The 18,393-nt window shown below is 64.4% G+C and carries 15 protein-coding genes and 2 tRNA genes; 6 read left to right on the top strand and 11 right to left on the bottom strand.

Annotated elements, in window-relative coordinates:
- Positions 1-29 precede the first annotated feature (29 nt).
- The 5 genes from GYH29_RS07880 to GYH29_RS07860 form a co-directional block, all read right to left on the bottom strand.
- Positions 30-779, bottom strand: a complete 750-nt coding sequence (locus GYH29_RS07880) for a hypothetical protein (protein ID WP_019103951.1) — start codon at positions 777-779, stop codon at positions 30-32.
- A gap of 205 nt (positions 780-984) precedes the next feature.
- On the bottom strand, positions 985-2,385 hold the full coding sequence (locus GYH29_RS07875) for an efflux transporter outer membrane subunit (protein ID WP_161523483.1): 1,401 nt from the start codon (positions 2,383-2,385) through the stop codon (positions 985-987).
- Positions 2,378-5,512, bottom strand: coding sequence for an efflux RND transporter permease subunit (locus tag GYH29_RS07870; RefSeq protein ID WP_161523482.1), 3,135 nt, complete (start codon positions 5,510-5,512; stop codon positions 2,378-2,380). Before GYH29_RS07870 ends, GYH29_RS07875 begins: the two co-directional genes overlap by 8 nt.
- Positions 5,513-5,522: 10 nt before the next feature.
- Positions 5,523-6,665 carry an efflux RND transporter periplasmic adaptor subunit gene (locus GYH29_RS07865; RefSeq protein ID WP_043591547.1) on the bottom strand — a complete coding sequence of 381 codons (1,143 nt, stop codon included), beginning with the start codon at positions 6,663-6,665 and terminating at the stop codon, positions 5,523-5,525.
- Between the two features lie 353 nt (positions 6,666-7,018).
- On the bottom strand, positions 7,019-7,771 hold the full coding sequence (locus tag GYH29_RS07860; RefSeq protein ID WP_052052049.1) for a substrate-binding periplasmic protein: 753 nt from the start codon (positions 7,769-7,771) through the stop codon (positions 7,019-7,021).
- 395 nt (positions 7,772-8,166) lie between these two features.
- Here GYH29_RS07860 and GYH29_RS07855 point away from each other — a divergent pair, with 395 nt between their 5' ends.
- Positions 8,167-8,604, top strand: coding sequence for an acyl-CoA thioesterase (locus tag GYH29_RS07855; protein ID WP_019102011.1), 438 nt, complete (start codon positions 8,167-8,169; stop codon positions 8,602-8,604).
- Positions 8,605-8,660: 56 nt separating this feature from the next.
- Here GYH29_RS07855 and GYH29_RS07850 read toward each other — a convergent pair.
- The 3 genes from GYH29_RS07850 to GYH29_RS07840 all read right to left on the bottom strand — a co-directional run bounded on the left by GYH29_RS07850 (position 8,661) and on the right by GYH29_RS07840 (position 10,111).
- Positions 8,661-8,751 (bottom strand) — tRNA-Ser (locus GYH29_RS07850).
- Positions 8,752-8,824: 73 nt separating this feature from the next.
- Positions 8,825-8,915 (bottom strand) — tRNA-Ser (locus GYH29_RS07845).
- Between the two features lie 62 nt (positions 8,916-8,977).
- Positions 8,978-10,111, bottom strand: coding sequence for a GNAT family N-acetyltransferase (locus tag GYH29_RS07840; protein ID WP_019102012.1), 1,134 nt, complete (start codon positions 10,109-10,111; stop codon positions 8,978-8,980).
- A 74-nt stretch (positions 10,112-10,185) separates the two neighbouring features.
- Here GYH29_RS07840 and GYH29_RS07835 point away from each other — a divergent pair, with 74 nt between their 5' ends.
- From GYH29_RS07835 to GYH29_RS07815, 5 genes are all read left to right on the top strand, one after another.
- On the top strand, positions 10,186-11,778 hold the full coding sequence (locus GYH29_RS07835) for an NAD+ synthase (protein ID WP_161523481.1): 1,593 nt from the start codon (positions 10,186-10,188) through the stop codon (positions 11,776-11,778).
- 129 nt (positions 11,779-11,907) lie between these two features.
- A complete protein-coding gene (locus GYH29_RS07830) occupies positions 11,908-13,023 on the top strand; it encodes a hypothetical protein (RefSeq protein ID WP_161523480.1) in 1,116 nt (371 codons plus the stop codon).
- 110 nt (positions 13,024-13,133) lie between these two features.
- Positions 13,134-13,754 (top strand): outer membrane lipoprotein chaperone LolA, encoded by a 621-nt coding sequence (lolA, locus tag GYH29_RS07825; RefSeq protein WP_019102015.1) that lies wholly within the window; start codon positions 13,134-13,136, stop codon positions 13,752-13,754.
- A 153-nt stretch (positions 13,755-13,907) separates the two neighbouring features.
- Complete coding sequence (locus GYH29_RS07820) at positions 13,908-14,564, top strand: PadR family transcriptional regulator (protein WP_161523479.1); 657 nt, start codon at positions 13,908-13,910, stop codon at positions 14,562-14,564.
- A gap of 62 nt (positions 14,565-14,626) precedes the next feature.
- A complete protein-coding gene (locus GYH29_RS07815) occupies positions 14,627-15,436 on the top strand; it encodes a siderophore-interacting protein (protein WP_118266941.1) in 810 nt (269 codons plus the stop codon).
- 48 nt (positions 15,437-15,484) lie between these two features.
- Here GYH29_RS07815 and GYH29_RS07810 read toward each other — a convergent pair whose 3' ends face one another.
- The 3 genes from GYH29_RS07810 to ushA all read right to left on the bottom strand — a co-directional run bounded on the left by GYH29_RS07810 (position 15,485) and on the right by ushA (position 18,339).
- Positions 15,485-15,829 carry a fucose-binding lectin II gene (locus tag GYH29_RS07810; protein ID WP_019102018.1) on the bottom strand — a complete coding sequence of 115 codons (345 nt, stop codon included), beginning with the start codon at positions 15,827-15,829 and terminating at the stop codon, positions 15,485-15,487.
- Positions 15,830-16,081: 252 nt separating this feature from the next.
- Positions 16,082-16,630: an RNA 2'-phosphotransferase gene (locus tag GYH29_RS07805; protein WP_081576402.1), complete on the bottom strand. Its 549-nt coding sequence runs from the start codon at positions 16,628-16,630 to the stop codon at positions 16,082-16,084.
- Between the two features lie 62 nt (positions 16,631-16,692).
- A complete protein-coding gene (ushA, locus tag GYH29_RS07800) occupies positions 16,693-18,339 on the bottom strand; it encodes a bifunctional UDP-sugar hydrolase/5'-nucleotidase UshA (RefSeq protein ID WP_019102020.1) in 1,647 nt (548 codons plus the stop codon).
- Positions 18,340-18,393: the final 54 nt, after the last annotated feature.

The raw sequence follows: 18,393 nt of genomic DNA, 5'->3' as shown, positions 1-18,393 counted from the left end.
AAATTCCATAGGCTCCATGCGGCAAGCCATTACGCCCTCTCCGCTCGTCGCCGGTCGCGCAGATAACGCCACACGCCGTTCAGGATGGCCGCCGGCGACAGTTCGGCCATGGCCAGCAAGCCATGGCCTTGGTGATAGTCCGGGTTGTGTTCGACAAAATAGCGCGCCGCCGGACGCGGATGCCGCAGCCAGAACTGGTGGTCTGTCTGACTGTCTCGGGTCAGAATGCCCAGCTTCACCACATAGGGCCGTTCCGGCGCGGGAACCGCCATGCCGAAACTGCCGCACAACTCCGCCGCCAGCCGCGCCAGCGGCTGCTCCATGCCCCGCTCCGGACTGGGCCACATTCCGGCGGCGTATTTATGCATCTGGATGAAGCTGGACGGGTGGATCATCGCGCCCAGAAAGTACATCGGCCGCCACGGGCTGCGCAGCCAGTAGCGCAGCATGCAGCCGGCCAGAAACGGCATATTGCTGTTGCGGCCGCGGTAGTCTTTGAGCAGCCCGGCTTGACCCCGCAAGATTTTGACCTCGCGCCCCGCCGCGCTGCGCTGGAACAGGTGAACGGCGCAATAGCCCACCGCCTGGCCGTGTTCTCCGCGATGCAGCAAAATGCTACTGTGCTCGGACTCCGGCAACACCATCTTGCGAAAGGCCGCCCGGTCCAGGCCGCTGAAGACGGCGTCGTGCACTTGGTAGGCCTCGTCGACCAGGCGCTCGCGCCCGGCCGGGGTCAACAAGTGCGGATAAAGAGTGTCTGAGTGAGTGATGGTGCCCATGGGTCCTCGCGCGGAATGGCGACGTCGAAACGCAGCGCATGGTAAGCAGCGGGTCCGGACACAACCACTGACAGATATGCCACTGTTGTTGTTTCTTGATGGAACCGTCCAAACGCGACTGGCTGCGCCCGCTTTGACCGTCGGCGCATGATCCCGCCGCAAAAAAAACCCCGCCAAGGCGGGGTTTGTCGTTTGACGCTGCGGATCAGGACTTGGCCGGCGTTTCCCAGCCGCCGCCCAGCGCCTTGTACAGGCCCACCACCGCGTTGAGTTGGTCCAGCTTGGCGCTGACCAGGCCCAGTTCCGCCTGGAAGCTGTTGCGCTGCGCGTCCAGCACGTCCAGATAACTGGCGTAGCCGTTGTCGTAACGCAGGTTCGCCAGACGCAGCGATTTGTTCAAGGCCTGGAACTGCGTGGTCTGCGCCGCCTGGATGTCGCGCGCCGCGCTGTAGCCGGACAGCGCGTCAAGCGCGTCCTTGAACGCGCTCTGCACCGTCTTCTGGTACTGCGCCAGCGCCTGCTTCTGCCGCGCATTGGCCGCGTCCACCGCGTAGCCGGTCTGGCCGAAGTTGAACACCGGCGCCGCCAGGTTGCCGACGAAGCTCCAGGTCCGCGTCGGGCCGGTGAACAGCGTGTCCAGCGACAGGCTTTGCGATCCCAGCGCCCCGCTCAGGCTGATGCTGGGGAAGTAAGCCGCGCGCGCCACGCCGATGCGGGCGTTGGCGGCGATCAATTGCTGCTCGCTGGCGGCGATGTCCGGCCGACGCTCCAGCAAGCTGGAGGACAGGCCCGCCGGCACTTCCGGCGGCGCGGACAGCGCATCCAGGCTTTGGCCGCGCTGGATGCCGCCGGCCACCAGCTGCTTGGGCGAGTAGCCGAGCAGCACGCCCAGCGCGCTTTCGGTCTGCGCCAGCGCGCTGGCGATCTGCGGCACTTTGGCGCGGGCGGAAGCCGCTTCGGCCTCGGCCTGCTGCTGGTCCAGCTCGGAGATCAAACCGCCCTTGAAACGCTTGGTTTGCAGCTTCAGCGATTCCTCACGGCTTTGCAGCGTGCGCTTGGCGATGTCCAGTTGGGCGTCGTAGGCGCGAAGCTGGAAATAGGTCTGCGCGGTTTGCGCGGCGATCGCCAGCTTCGAACTGTCGCGGGCGAAGCGGCTGGCGGCGAAGTCCGCGCGCGCCGCCTCGTTGCCGCGGCGCAGCTTGCCCCACAGGTCCAGTTCCCAGGACGCGGTGAGGTTGGCGTTGCGCACGTCGCTGACCAGCGGCGCGCCCGGCGTGGTTGTCGCCGTGGAGGTGCGGCCGCGCTGATAGCCGGCGTTGGCGTTCAACGCCGGCAGCAACTGGGCGCGGGCGATGCCGGCCTGGGCCGCGGCTTCGTCGACGCGGGCGGCGGCGGCGGCCAGGTCCTGGTTGTGTTCCAGGGCCTCTGCGATCAGCTGGTCCAGCACCGGATCGTTGAACTGTTTCCACCAGTCCATGGCGATGGCCGGACTCTGGGCCTGGGCGCTGTCCGGCAGCTCCAGTTTGGGGCGGCTATAGTCGGGGCCGACCGCGCAAGCGGTCAGCGCCAGCGCCACCAATGAGGGAATCAGGGCGCGTTTAAACATGGTCGGCCTCCTCCGCCGCAACCGGCTTTTTGCGCCGCTCGGACGCCTGCATGATCAGCCGGAAGAACATCGGCACAAAGAATGTGGCGATGAAAGTAGCGGCCAGCATGCCGCCCACCACCGGGGTACCCAACGCGCGACGGCTGGCGGAACCGGCCCCGCTGGAAATCACCAACGGCACGCAGCCCAGGATGAAAGCCATCGAAGTCATCACGATGGGGCGGAAACGCAGCCGTGCCGCTTCCAGCGCGGCGTCCATCAACGGCAAGCCCTGCTGACGCTGCTGCACGGCGAACTCCACGATCAAGATAGCGTTCTTGGCCGCCAGGCCCACCAGCGTGACCACGCCGATCTGGAAGTAGACGTTGTTGTCCTGATGGCCGATGACGGCGGCGAGCAAAGCGCCGAACAGCGCGAAGGGCACCGAGGTCACCACCGCCAGCGGCAGGCTCCAGCGTTCATACTGCGCGGCCAGGATCAGGAACACCATCAGGATGCCGAACAGGAAAGCCGTGGCGGCGGTGCCGCCGGCCAGTTTTTCCTGATAGGCGCTGCCGCTCCAGGCCAGCGCATAGTCGTTGCCCAACACTTGCCGGGTCACCTCTTCCAGCGCCTGGATGGCCTGGCCGGAACTGACGCCGGGCGCCGGCTGGGCCAGTATCTTGGCGGCATTGAAAATGTTGAAGCGGTCCACCAGCTCCGGCCCGTAGCTGGATTTGACTTCCACCAGGCTGGACAGCGGCACCATCACCCCCTCGGTGGAACGCACATAGATATTGGCGATGTCCTCCGGCCGCGCGCGGAAATCCGCCTCGGACTGCAACTGCACCTTGTAGGTGCGGCCGAACTTGTTGAAGTCATTGACGTAAAGCTGGCCGAAGGTGGCTTGCAGGGTGTCGAACACCTGGTTGATGTCCACACCCAGCGCCTTGGTTTTTTCACGGTCCAGATCCAGGTATTTCTGCGGCACGTTGGCGCGGAAGGTGGTGGTCACGCTGGCGAACTCCGGCCGCTGCCGCGCGGCGGCCAGCAGTTTCTCAGCCGCCTGGCTGAGCTTTTGCGCGCCATGGTCGCCGCGGTCCTGCAGATAAGCCTCCAGGCCCCCGGTAGTGGACATGCCGATGATGGGCGCAGGGTTGAAAGCGCTCATCACGCCGGTCTGCACGGTGCGGCCCAGGCGATTGAACTCGGCGGACACGGAGAAAGAGTCCTCGCCCTTGGCCTTGCGCTGGTCCCAATCTTTGAGGGTAACAAAGCTGGTGCCGCGGTTGGTCTGCTTGGAACCGGACAGGATGTCGAAACCGGTGAAGGTGGTGACGCTTTCCACATTGGGGTTGGCCATCATCAGCCGGTCGAATTCCGCCGTGGCCTTGGCGGTGCGAGTCAACGCGGCCGCGTCCGGCAAGGCGGTGTTGGCGAACAGCGTGCCCATATCTTCATTAGGCACCAACGAACCCGGCACTTTCTGGTACAAACCGACCGTGGCCGCCAGAATAACGGCAATCAGGCCGAAAGCGACGCCGACGCGGCGGTTGAGAAACAGCACGCCCAACACATAGCGGCCGGTCAAGCGTTCAAAAGCGCGGTTGAACCATTGGAAAAAACGCGGCGGCTGATGATGGCCGGGCTTGAGCAACAGAGCGCACAACGCCGGGGTCAGCGTCAGCGCGACGATGCCGGAGATGATCACCGACATGGCGATGGTGACGGCGAACTGCTTGTACATCACGCCGGTCATGCCGCCCATGAAGGCCACCGGCAGGAAAACCGCGCACAAGACCAGCACGATGGCCACCAAGGCGCCGGACACCTCCCCCATCGCCAGCACCGCGGCCTCCTTGGCGCTGCAGCGCCGCTCGCTCATGATGCGTTCGACGTTTTCCAGCACCACGATGGCGTCATCCACCACAATGCCGATGGCCAGCACCATGCCGAACAGGGTCAACAGATTGATGGAAAAGCCCAACAGCAGCATGCCGGCGAAGGTGCCGATCAGCGACACCGGCACCGCGATGCAGGGAATCAGCGTGGCGCGGAAATTCTGCAGGAACAAATAAACCACTAGGAACACCAGCACCGTGGCTTCCAGCAGAGTTTCCACCACGCCGTGGATGGAGACCTTGACGAACTTGGTGGTGTCGAAGGGAATGGTGTAGTCCACCCCGGCCGGGAAGCGGGCCTTGAGCTCCTCCATCTTGGCGGCGATGGCGGCGGATACCTTGAGCGCGTTGGCGCTGGGTTGCAGATAAGTGGTGATGCCGACGCTGGGCTTGCCGTTGCGGGTGCCGAGCACATCGTAATCGTTGCCGCCCATTTCCACCCGCGCCACATCCTTGACGCGGATCTTGGAGCCGTCCGGCATCGAGCGCACGATGATGTTCTCAAATTCCTTGGGTTCGCTGAGCCGGCCCTTGGCGTTGACCGTATAAGTAAAGCTGATGGGCGCGCTGGTGGGCTGAGCGCCGATCTTGCCGGCGGCGAACTGAGCGTTCTGCTCGCGCACCGCCTTGGCCACGTCGGACGGGGTCAGGCCCAGCTGGGCCATGCGGTCCGGCCGCAGCCACAGCCGCATCGCGTAATCCGTGCCGCCCATCATCGCCACATCGCCCACGCCGGGAATGCGCTTGAGCTCGTCCATTACGTTGAGCAGAGCGAAATTGGACAGGTAGTTGCGGTCGTACTGGCCTGTGGGCGAGCCGATGGAGATCACGCTGAGCACCGAGGTGGACTTCTTGCGCACCGTGACGCCCTGGCGCTGCACCTCGTCCGGCAGCTGCTTCATCGCCGCCTGCACCCGGTTGTTGACGTCGATGGTGGCCTGGTCCGGATCCGTGCCCACGGCGAAATAGACATTGAGGCTGAGCTGGCCGTTGGAAGCGGCGCTGGATTGCATGTAGAGCATGTTTTCCACGCCGTTGAGCTGCTGCTCCAGCGGCGCGGCCACGGTTTGGGCGATGGTTTCCGGCGTGGCGCCCGGGTAATTGGCCGACACCGACACCACGGCCGGAACGATCTGCGGGTACTGCTCCACCGGCAGCGCGCGCATCGCCGCCAGGCCGGCCAGCACGACGACGATGGACAACACGCTGGCGAAAATGGGGCGATTTATGAAGAAACGCGAAAACATAAGCCGCTCCTTACGCCTTGGCCGGCGCGGCGGTCACCGGCTTGACCACCGTGCCGGGACGGGCTTGCATCAGGCCATCGACAATCACCCGCTCGCCGGCCTTGAGGCCGGATTCGATCACCACCCGGCCGCCCACCTGGGCGCCCAGCTTGACCATCCTGGCCTGCACCTTGTTGTCCGCGCCCACCACCATCAGTTGATTGTCCGCTTGAGCCTGAACCACAGCCTGCTCCGGCACGGTCAGCACGTTCTTGCGCACGCCCAGATCCAGCAGCACGCGCACGAACTGGCCCGGCAACAAACGCTCGTCCTCATTGGGAAATTGCGCCCGAGCGCTAATGGTGCCGGTTTTGGGATCCACGCGGTTGTCGCGGAAATCCAGCTTGCCGCTTTGCGCATAGACCCGGCCGTCCGCCAGACGGATGCGAACCGGGTGGAGGGTGCCGTCATCCGCGCTCACTTTGCCGGTGGACAGGCTGTGCTCGTAATTGAGACTGTCCTGCTCGGAAATGGAGAAATTGACGTAGATGGGATTGAGCTGAGAAATGGTGGTCAGCGGCTCGGCGGCGTCCACGCGGATCAGGCTGCCTTCGGATTGCACCTGCTTGCTGGTCAAGCCGGGAATCGGCGCGGCGACGCGGGTGTAGTCCAGGTTGAGCTGGGCTTCCTTGACCTTGGCGTCGGCGGATTGTTTGGCCGCCTTGGCGGAGTTCAGCGCCGCCACCGCGTTGTCGTAGTCCATTTTGGAAACCGCCTGTTCCTGGTACAGCGGTCGGATGCGAGCCAGGTCGGCTTCGGCTTTTTGCAACGCGGCGAGCTGCACCGCCTGCGCGCCCTTGGCCTGTCCCAGCTGTGCCTGGTACGGAGCGGGATCGATCTGGAACAGCGTCTGGCCCTGCTTCACCGGCTGGCCTTCCACATAGGTGCGCTTGAGCAAAATGCCGCCCACGCGGGCACGCACCTCGATATCGCGGTAACCGGCGGTTTCACCCACCAGTTCCATGGTCATGGGCACGTCGCCGGGCGCGGCGGTTTCCACGGTGACTTGCGGCACGGCGGCGGCCTGTTGCTGCGGCGAGCCGCAGGCGGCAAGCCAAACGGGCGAGGACAATAGCAGGGCAAGCGACAATAGCTGTCGCGGCGAATAGCGCATTATTATTTCTCCATATGAGCGGGTATTCAGGATGGGCGGGCCAATCCAGGCGCAAGCGGAAACCTTGTAGGGTCAAGCGGACTGCTCTGAACCAGAGGCGCGGCAGCCCTGTTTGGAAGCGGCTTTAAACCGCCTCCCATTAGAACAGCCTGTTATGAAGGGTTTTTTTGAAAACAGCCGTTTTTGTAAATTGCGGGTAAATTCACGGGAAAACGGTGTAAAAAGTTGTGAATGCGAATCAAATCCATAATGACGGACGCGGCGCGCCGTTTTGGCGGTTTCCAGCCGCGCCGCCAACTGCCACCATCGCTAACGTGTAACGCTCCACGACGCGTAGCAGATCGTAAACCGGTTCATGGCAAAGGCTGGAAGGCTTCCAATAGACGCTCATAGCTGCCGTCCCGACGCATTTCGCTCAGGCCGGCCTCGAACTTCGCCGCGTTCTCCCTACCCTTGGGCCGCGCTTTGGAAAAAGCCAGCCAAAAGCCATCCAGGCTGACGCTCCCTGTCTTGTGGACGCGTCCTGCGGCGGCGGGGTTACCCCGGATGCGCAGCTGGCCGGGGCGCGTGTTCATCAAGATATAATCCACGCGGCGGGCCAAGAGCATGCGAATCAGGTCGTCATCCGAGTGCGCCACGGATTTCATGATTTTGGCATCACGCATAAAAACACTGGGATAGGTGTAGCCCTGGGTGATTCCCACTCTTCGTCCGGCCAAGTCGCGCAGATTCAGCCCGGCATCGGCGGCGGCAAGCGAGAAGATGGCCAGTTCCTCAGTGAACATCGGCGTGGGATGCCACCAGAACTGCCCGCGATTGTCGTCGGTAACGGTGGCGCTGAGACAACCGGCAACGCGGCCCACCCGCGCCAGCATCAAACAGCGCGCAAACGGCACCAGTACGAAGCTGACCAAAACGCCCTGGCGGCGGAAGGCCTCGCGCGCCAGTTGCGGCGCCAGCCCCTGCGGCGCGCCGTCGGCGCCGCGCGCCGAATACGGCGGCCAGTCATCCTCCACGGCGATGAGCAAAGACGGAGCCGATGCGGCCGCTTGCGCCGCCACTGCCAGCAGGGCTGCGCACAAGATTCGTCGAAACCACGCTTGCATCTGTATTCTCTCTCCCGCCACGACCCGGCCCGACAAGTGACAAGCGCCGCGCGCCAACAATCACCCGATGCCAAGGTACTGTTTCCTGGCCACGCGCGCGGACACGTTTAATATCGACAGTTTCTCTAGCCAAGACGCCCTCATCAGCGTCGCGGCCTTCCCTTTCCGGCGAAACCGCGCATGAAAACCGCGAGCCCGTCGATCGAATCTCCCTGAAACCGTATGACGCCACTGGACAACGTCCATCTTCGGTCGCCTCGGGAACAGCCGGCCTCCTGCGCCACCACTTTAGCTGAAGCGTGCTACGGCAAAGCGCTTGACCCCCACGCGCGGGCAATGCCAAGATCATGAGCCGCCCGCCTTCATGCTAACCGCTGCCGCTCGAGGAGATTGGTTTGGAACCGTTTTGCCATCCGCTGGAAGTGCGCTGGTCCGACTGCGACGCCAACCAGCACGTCCGCCATACCGCCTACGCCGATTTCTGCACCCACGCCCGCATCGAATGGTTGCGCGGCCAGGGCTTCGGCTTCGAACAATTTCAGGCGCTGGGGTTTGGCCCGGTCATTTTCAAGGAGTGGACCGAGTATTTCAAGGAACTGCGGCTAAGCGAACGCATTCACGTGCGCCTGGCCATCGCCGGCCTGAGTCAGGACGGCAAGCGCTTTTGCATCCGCCACGAGATCTACAAGGAGGACGGCCGTCTGGCCGCGCGTCACGAAGTCAGCGGTTCCTGGATAGACCTGACGCTGCGCAAGCTGACCGCCCCGCCGCCGGAACTGAGCGCCATCTTCGCCTGGGCGGAGCGCACCGAGGACTTCCAGCCGCTGGATTGAGCAACGCCGAACGCGAAAAAGCCCTGACTGAAACAGTCAGGGCTTTTTGCTTGCTTTGGCGGAGAGGGGGGGATTCGAACCCCCGTTAGGGTATTACCCTAAACACGCTTTCCAGGCGTGCGACTTAAACCACTCATCCACCTCTCCGGAGGTGTCTTGCTTGTTTGCGCCGGCTGAGCCGGAGCAATAAAAAAACCGCCAGGGCAGTTTTTATTGATTCTGGCGGAGAGGGGGGGATTCGAACCCCCGTTAGGGTATTACCCTAAACACGCTTTCCAGGCGTGCGACTTAAACCACTCATCCACCTCTCCAGAATCCCCGTGAAACAAGGCGCTTGGCGTTTCGTTCACAGAGGATGCGCAGTATATAAGCCCTATTCATCCGGCGCAAGTGTTTTGTAAGCGGAATGAGAAAAAAGCGCGTCGACATACTCGCCCACCCCTTCGCGCTCGCGCCGCAGCCAGCCGGCTATCGCCGCGCGAAAGCGCGGGTCGACGATATAGTGGGCGGACCAGGTGCGCTCCGGTTCAAAGCCGCGCGCCAGCTTGTGCTCGCCCTGGGCGCCGCCCTCGAAGCATTGCAGGCCGGCGTGGATCGCATACTCCAGGCCTTGGTAATAGCACAGCTCGAAATGCAGGCAGGGAATGTCGACCAACGCACCCCAGTAACGCCCGTACAGCACCCCGTCCTGCACCAGGCACAGGCTGGCCGCCGCCGGCTCGCCGTCCCGCTCGGCGACGAACATCAGGCAATGCGGACCCAGCCTCTCCGCCAGCAAGGCGAAAAAGGCCGGATTCAGATAGGGCGCGGAGCGATGCTCCAGATAAGTCTGGCGGTAGCAACGGTAGAAAAACGCCCAGTCCTCGGCGGCTATGGCCTCGCCGCGCAGCGCCCGCACGCTGACGCCGGCCTCGGCCACCTTGCGCCGCTCCTGGCGGATCTTCTTGCGCTTGTCGCGGCTCAGCGTCGCCAGCAAGGCGTCGAAGTCGGCGTAGCCGCGGTTGCGCCAGTGGAACTGCACGCCATCGCGCAGCAGCCAGCCGGCCTCGCCCAGGACTTGCGCCTCCTCCGCCGTGGGAAACAGCACATGAGCCGACGACAAGCCGTGCTCGTCCACAACCTGCTCCAGGCCGGCGATCAATTGCGGCCAGGCCGCCGCGTCGCCCAGCAGCCGTCGGCCGCTCACCGGGCTGAACGGCGACGCCACCACCAGCTTGGGATAGTATTGCAGCCCGGCGCGCGCATAGGCTTCGGCCCAGGCCCAGTCAAACACGTATTCGCCGCGCGAATGGCGCTTCAAATAAGCCGGCGCCAGCGCCTGCAAGCGGCCCTCCCGCTCTACTGCCAGCGGCAAGGGCTGCCAGCCGCTGGCCTCGCCCACGCAAGCGGCCCGCTCTAGCGCTTCCAGCCATGGGCGGCCCATGAACAGATTGCCGCTCTCCCCCAGCCCGGCCCATTGTTCCGCGCTCCAGGCGCCCACTCTCTCATGCAATTGCAGCGACACCATGATTCCTCTCGGGCGTTTGCGCCGTCTATCAGGTAAAATTCCAGCTATCTCGAAACATTCGGTTCCCTATCAAGATGCGTATCGCGCTCGCCCAGTTCAACCCCGTTGTCGGCGATATCGCCGGCAACACCCGCAAAATCCTCGACCTCGCCCACGCCGCCATCGCCCAGGGCGCGGACGTGCTGGTCACGCCGGAGCTGGCCTTGACTGGCTACAGCCCGGAAGATCTGCTGCTGCGCGACAGCTTCTACCGCGCCTGCAGCCAGGCGCTGGACGAGTTGCTGGAGCTGGACGGCATCACTCTGGTGGTGGGACACCCGGCCCGGATGGGCTCGGAGCGCTTCAACGCCGCCACCGTGCTGCGCGACGGCAACCGCCTGGGCCAGTATCACAAGATGCTGCTGCCCAACGACGAAGTGTTCGACGAATGCCGCTATTTCACCCCCGGCGCGGCGCCCCTGGTGTTCCAGCAGGGCGACGCCAAGGTGGGCGTGCTGATCTGCGAGGACGTGTGGTCCGTCGACCCGGCCGCCGAAGCAGCGGACGCGGGCGCGGACGTGGTGGTGGTGCTCAACGCCTCCCCCTTCCATCGCAACAAGATTGAAACCCGCCACGACGTGGTGCGCTTCCGCGCCGAGGAAACCGGCCTGCCCTTCGCCTACGTCAACCTCACCGGCGGCCAGGACGAACTGGTGTTCGACGGCGCCTCCTTCGCCGTCAACCGCGCCGGCGAGGTGGTGGCCCAGGCCGCCGCCTACGACGACGAGCTGCTGATCGTCGACTTCGACAACGGCGACCTGCTGCCCGGCGCTAAAGCGGCGCTGCCCGGCCCGCTGGAAAGCGTCTACCGGACGCTGGTGACCGGCGTGCGCGACTACATAGGCAAAAACGGCTTCCCCGGCGCGCTGCTGGGCCTGTCCGGCGGCATAGACTCCGCGCTGACGCTGGCGGTGGCGGTGGACGCGCTGGGCGCGGACAAGGTGCACGCGGTGATGATGCCCTCACGCTACACCGCGGACATCTCGGTGACCGACTCCCGCGACATGGTGAACCGCTTGGGCGTGAAATACGACGAAATCGAAATCTGGCCGATGTACGAAAGCTTCGTTCAGGCGCTGGCGCCCAGCTTCGCCGGCCTGGCCGAGGACACCACCGAGGAAAACCTGCAGGCGCGCATCCGCGGCACCCTGCTGATGGCGCTGTCCAACAAGAGCGGCAAGCTGGTGCTCACCACCGGCAACAAATCGGAAATGACCACCGGCTACTGCACCCTGTACGGCGATATGGCCGGTGGTTTCGCCGTGCTCAAGGACGTGGCCAAGACCCTGGTGTTCGAACTGTGCCGCTGGCGCAATCTGCAAGGCAAGATCATCCCGGAACGCATTATTACCCGGCCGCCGTCGGCGGAATTGCGCCCGGACCAGACCGACCAGGACAGCCTGCCGCCCTATGAGGTGCTGGACGCCATCATGGCGCGCTACGTGGAGGAAAACCTGTCCGCCGAGGCCATCATCGCCGAAGGCTACGCCGAGGCCGACGTGCGCCGCGTGGTGCGGCTGCTGAAGATCAACGAGTACAAACGCCGCCAGGCGCCGGTGGGCCCGCGCGTGACCCACCGCGGTTTCGGCAAGGACTGGCGCTACCCGATCACCAATAAATTCAGCTGACGCCCGCAGCCGGGGCCGCCGCGCCCCGGCTCCGCATGACATAGGCGATGCCGGATGCGTTAAAATGTCCGGCTCGCGCCGAAACCGCCCCCCGCCCACCCGGCGCAGAATCTCGCTCAAGGAAACTCCATGCGTCTGAAAAAATCGGGACTATGCGCCGCGCTGTGCGGCATTGCGCTGCTGACCGGCTGCGTCTCCCCGCTCGCCAACAAGAGCGCCGACCAGGCCGTCCGCAAGATCATGCTGCAAAACTGGAACAGCAAAGGCTACAACATCGACGCCGACATCGGCTTCGACGAACTGAACGTCGCCGAAGTCGACAAAGCCAAGGAAGACGGCGGCCAACTGGAGCAGGCCGCCGCCTCCGCCGCCGATCAAATCGCCCGCAGCATGCGCCTCAACGTCAGGGCCGCGCTGGACGTGCCGGGCGGCAAGCTGGAGCTGATTCCGGCGCTGCGTCTGGAACGCCGCAACCTGCTGACCAGCGTGCAACTGCCGCTGCAATTCCACGCCAAGGACCTGTCCTTGCTGGTGGACCCGTCCGCCGCCTATCTGTTCGTGCCGGAAATGCAAGCCTACGAAGGCAAGTTCCTGCGCGTGCGGCTGCCGCAGCGCGTGGCCGACAACTTCCCGCTGCAGGCCATGTACCAGGCCATGCCGAAACTGCTGGACGAAGCCTACGCCAAGGTAGACAAGCAGGCGTTCAGCTTCCAGCCGCTAGACTCGCGCGCAGCGGAACTGGGCGCGCGCTACCGGCTGCGCATCGCCATGAACCGCGCCCAGGAAAACCAGATGGCTTCCCACATCATCGCCGGCCTGATCCAGGTCGCGCGTCAGGAAGCCGCGCGCAAACCGCAGATCAAACCCGGTACGCTGGGCAGCGAAAGCCTGCTGCAACTGATCGACAGCCTGATCAAGGCCTCCGAAGCCAATCCGCTGAACAGCAGCACCGTCAGCGATCTCTACGTCAGCCGCGGCGGTGACCTGCTGGCCATCCGCCAGACCATACGCTTCGACAGCCCGCGCTTCCGCGGCCAGGCCCACGCCGACATCCGCTACAGCAACCAGGGCAAGCCGGTGTTCGCCTTCCAGCCCGCCGAGGCGGACATTCTGGACCTGGAGCGCCTGGACAAGCCGGAATGGCTGAAATCGCTGGGCCTGGCGCTGCACGCGCTGAACCAGGCGCCGGCCGCCGACGACGAAGGCGCGGCCGCAGCCACTCCGGACGCGTCCGCCGCGCAATAATCGCTAACAAACCAGCAACGCCGCCGGCCCGCTCGAGGAAACCCCGCGCCGCACCGGCGGTCCCATCTTGGTCACGCGGCCCGGGCCGCCCACCGCAAGGATTTCCCCGCATGAAGATGAAACCGATCTCCGCCACACTCATCCTCGCCGCCCTGGCGCTGCCGGCCGCCGCCAACGCTGACGCCGTAGCCCAGCTCAAGGCCTTCGTCGCAGGCAACAAAACCCTGAGCGCCGACTTCAAACAAGTGGTCAGCAACAAGAACAAGCGCGAGGAAGCCAGCGGCCGGCTGGAAATCGCTCGTCCCGGCAAATTCCGCTGGGAGTACAACAAGCCCTATGAACAATTGATCGTCGGCGACGGCAAGACGCTGTGGGTCTACGACAAGGACCTGGCGCAAGTCACCCGCAAGGCGCAGGGCGCGGCGCTGGGCTCCAGTCCTGCGGCGCTGCTGGCCGGCAACAACGCCATCGAACAGAACTATCAATTGAAGGAAGCCGGCAAGAGCGGCGAGGTGGAATGGCTGTCCGCCAGCCCCAAGCAGGCCGACAACAGCTTCAGCGCCATCCGCATGGGCTTCAAGGCCAATATGCTGGTGGAAATGGAATTGACCGACAGCTTCGGCAACCACACCAAGGTCAGCTTCAGCGCGCCGCAGCGGAACCCGCCGCTTTCCGCCTCCCGCTTCGCCTTCGTGCCGCCCAAGGGCGTGGACGTGGTCAGCGGCGACTGAAACAGCGCCCACTTTCTTCCAGCCGCCTCCGGGCGGCTTTTCTTTTGCCCCGTGCCCAAAACGCCACAGCCCAGCGCCTTTCCCACCGGGCCGGCTTGACTTTCTTATATCGAAAAACATATCTTAAGATATATTTTCTTCAGGAGAGCCGCCATGCCTCACCGTCTCGACACCCTGCTCCGCCGCCTGGGCGGACGCCACGCGCATCATCGCCTCCACGCGATGGCCCATCACGGCCACGGCGGCGGCCATGGCCGACACAGCGGCTTCGGCGGATTTGGCGGCGACGACGAGAGCATGACCCGCGGCCGCAAATTCAGCTCCGACGAACTGCAGCTGCTGTTGCTGGCCCTGCTGGAAGAGCGGCCCAGCCACGGCTACGAATTGATCAAGGCGCTGCAAAGCCGCAGCAACGGCTTTTACAGCCCCAGCCCCGGCATGGTCTACCCGGCGCTAACCTATCTGGAGGAGTTGGGCCACGTCACCGTGAGCCAGGAGGGCAACCGCAAATGCTACGCGCTGGCGGAAGCCGGCCGCGTCTATCTGGAGCAAAACCGCGAGCAAGTGGAATGGATGATGGCGCGGCTGCAGCACATCGCGCGCAAGATGAACTCGATCCGCCGCGCGCTGACCGGAGAAATGCCGCCGCCGGACGACGCCGCCGGCAGCTGGATTCCGGAACTGACCCGGGCCCGCGGCGAACTGAAGCAAGCGCTGATGCGAACCGCCAACGTCGACGAGGACGAACAGCGCCGCATCGCCGCCATACTACAACAGGCCTGTGCGCAAATTCTGGGCGACACCGGCTAAGACCCGCTAAGAACGATTTACGCCCCCAAGCGCCCAGCCACGACTTCAACACAGGACTCCCTATGACCACACCCGAACTGACCGTTCAGCGCCTGCGCCACCCGCTGCGCTTCCGCCTGCTGCAAGTGCGCGCCATCCGCTCGCTCGGCCCCAAGCTGCTCCGCGTCACCCTGGGCGGCGAAGAACTGGCCGGCTTCACCACCGCCTCCTTCGACGACCACCTCAAAGTGTTCTTCCCCGAGCACCCGGACGCCAAGCCCGCGTTGCCGGCGCTGGTGGACGAAACCCTGATTTACCCGGAAGGCCAGCCGCGCCCGACCGCGCGCGACTACACCCCCTGCCGCTTCGACCCGGAACGGCTGGAGCTGGATCTGGAATTCGTGCTGCACGACGCCGGCCCCGCCACCAGTTGGGCTGCCCAGGCCAAGCCCGGCCAATACCTGGGCATAGGCGGCCCGCGCGGCTCCTTGGTCATTCCGGCGGCTTTCGACTGGCATCTACTGATCGGCGACGAATCCGCCTTGCCCGCCATCCGCCGCCGCCTGGCCGAACTGCCGCCCGCCGCCAAGGTCATCGCCCTGCTGCAAACCAGCGAGGCGGATCAGCGCTGCGAACTGCCCGAGCATCCCAACGCCGACGTCCGCTGGGTGCACCAGGACGCCGAAGCCGCGGAGCCGGCGCTGCTCGCCGCGCTCAAGCCGCTGACGCTGCCGGCGGGCGAAGGCTTTGTCTGGGCCGCCGGCGAATACCACGCCATCCGCGCGGTACGCCAACACCTGCGCGAAGAGCGCGGCATAGACAAGAGCCGCATCCGCGCCGCCAGCTACTGGCGCGAGGGCAAGGCCGCCAGCCACGAAACCCTGGAAGACTAAAACGACAAAGCCCCCGCCAGGGGGCTTTGTTCATCCGCCAGGCGAGCCTTAACCCAGCGGCCAATTCAATACCACGATCGAATCGTTGTAATCCTGATCCGCGCCGTCTTCCGCGCCCACCAAGGCCAGGTTCAGGCGATTGGCCAGCACCACCTGGCTGGACACCAGATCGGACTGCTTGCCGTTGACCGTCACCGCGATCCGCACCGCGCCGGAGCCGGAATTGATCACCCGGGTGCCCAAGTTGCGGTCGTCCACGCCGCTGCCGCTGAAAGTGGCGCGCGGTTCATTGTCCACGTACACGGTGATGTTTTGCTGGTAAGCCGCGTTGGTCAACGCGGTGACGCCGAAGTTGATGCGCGGGGGAAGAGTGAATACACCTTGCTGAGCCATGATCGTTCTCCTGTAAGGGTTCAAACGCCAAACCTCTCAGGCCGGTTTCCACGCGTCGACGCGCGGAAGGCGGCCACCGTCTCAAGCTGCCACTGCCTCCATTACCCTAGGCAAGCTCGCCCGCGTATTCACCGGGCCCAAAGGTCAGCAAGCCGCCAAGCCAAGACAGGCAAGGCCCGCAAGAAAAAACCGCAGCCTCGGCTGCGGTTTTAGTCTACAAGTGCCCAACAGGTCCGCTCGACCGGACCCCGTTTACCAAGCTGTCGGCAGAATGAATTCGGCCGGCACCTCATCCGCCAGCCACACCATCTCATTGCCGTGGTAGAAGGCCGTTCCCGCCGCATGCGCTGCGGCGGCATCCACCTTGAGCAAAACTGGCGCACCTGCCTTACGGCCACCCACCTGCATCGCAGTTTCGGTATCTACCGACAAATGCACATACTGCCGCTCCATGGGCAGCAAGCCGCTTTGGCGTATCAACGCGGCGGTTTCCGGCGACGTTCCATGGTAGAGCCACGCCGGCGGCGCGCTCCGCTGTTTTGACAATTTGCCCGGCAAAGAATGGCCGTAAAACGCGCGGATGCAGTCGCCGTCGATCTCATGTCGCTTCTTCTCGGAACGCGCGATCATTTCAATCAGGTCAGCAACCGCCAGATCGCGCCATTCTTTACGCTCGGCGCGCAGTGCCGCCAGCAAGGCCGTTAACGGCACCCAGCCGGCGTCGTCCAACTCCAGTTCATACAGCCAGGGCTCGTGACGCAAGGCGTGCGACACCGTCCGGCTCAAGCTTTGGTAATCCATGAGGTTCTTTCGCAAAACCGCGACCTTGGGCCGCGGCTGAATTGTCTATTTGCCGGCCGCGCTCAGTTGCGCGTCACCGCGTCTCCGGGCGAGTAAGCCGCGGCGTCTATGGGCGAATGCGCGGCGATGTATTCGCGCAGCATCTCGGCGTCGACGAAGCCGGTGTTGACGTAACCCGGATGCTTGTTCATCACCGGGTAGCCATCGCCGCCCGCGGCGATGAAGCTGTTGATCGCCATCCGATAGGTCTTGGACGGATCAATGGGCTGGCCGCCGATCAGCGCCTGCTGCAGCTGGCCGCCGACGATGCGCAGCTTGACACCGGCAAACTGGCCGAAGGCGCCCGCGCCGGGCGTCATGCTCGCGGCGGCTTTCAGATAGTCCAGCGCCTCCTGGCCGTTCAGGTCCACATAGGCCAGGGTGCTGCCGAAGGGGAACACCTTCAACACGTCGCGGTAGTTGATCGCGCCGGCCGGCAACGAATCGCGGATGCCGCCGGAATTGGATACGGCGAAGTCCGCCTTGACCTTGTCCATCATCACCTTGCCGACGAACACACCCAGATTGGTGGGCTGACTGCGCACCACGCCGCGGTCGCCGTCCAGCTTGGCGCTGGTCCGGCCCACCGGCACATCCAGCGCCGCCTGACCTTTGTTCTGATAGTTTTGCAGGAAGTTGCGCAACTTGCCGTCTTCCTCGATCAGCTGGGTGTACGGCACTTTCTGTTCCTTGCCGTCCACGCCCTTGACGCTTTTCTTCAGGTTGACCGGCATCAGCTGGTATTTGGAAAGCTTGAGCTTGCCGTTGCGGAACTCGAAATCGGCGCGGCCCACGTATTTGCCCCACTCGTGCGCCTGCACGATCCAGGCGCCGTTCTGGCGGTCCGGCGCGCAGGGCGCGCCCGGCACATAGGCGTCGTCGCGCTGGTTCTCCGCCTTCATGCACACTGGGTTCTGGCTGTGGCCGCCCACGATCAGGTCCAAGCCCTTCACCGCGCGCGCCATTTCCACATCGCCCGGCGCGTTCACGCCGTGCTGGCCGTCGGTGTAATGGCCCATATGAGTGGCGGCGATGACGATATCGGCCTTCTGGCGCAGTTCGGGCACCAGTTTGCCGGCCTCGGCGATCGGGCTGCGGAACTCGATGCCCTTGACCTGCTCCGGGTTCACCATCTTGGCGGTGTCGTCGGTGGTCAGGCCCAGCACCGCCACTTTCACCCCGCCCAGATTGAACATCGCGTAGGGATCGAACATGCGCTTGCCGTCCTGGTAGATATTGGCGGACAGCATGGGGAAGTTGACCCACTGGCGCTGCTTCATCAGCACCGGCACCGGCTTGTCGAACTCGTGGTTGCCCACCGCCATCGCGTCGTAGCCGATGCGGCTCATGCCGCGGAAGTCCGGCTCCGCGTCCTGCAGATCGGATTCCGGCACCCCTGTGTTGATGTCGCCGCCGGACAGCAGCAGCATGTAGCCGCCGTCGGCCTTGACCTCGGCGCGCACCTGGTCCACCAGCGTCTTTTGCGCGGCCAGCCCGTATTCACCGTCGCTATTGGGCCAGAAACGACCATGGTGGTCGTTGGTGTGCAGGATGGTGATTTTGTAAGTCTTGTCTTCAACGAAATTGCCTTTGCCCGGCGTGGCGGCGCAGGCGGAGAGCAGGCCGGCGGCCAACAGGGACAGGGCAAGCGGTTTCACGGACAGTTTCATCGTTAATCCTCGTTCTTATGCAGGCGGCGGCTTGCGCAAGCCGCAAAAATGGCG

Origin of the sequence: Chromobacterium haemolyticum (assembly GCF_009936155.1) — a bacterium.
In the GTDB taxonomy this organism is placed as follows: Bacteria; Pseudomonadota; Gammaproteobacteria; order Burkholderiales; family Chromobacteriaceae; genus Chromobacterium; species Chromobacterium haemolyticum.
Note: the sequence above shows the minus strand (reverse complement) of the source record. Positions and strands in the feature narration are given on the sequence as shown.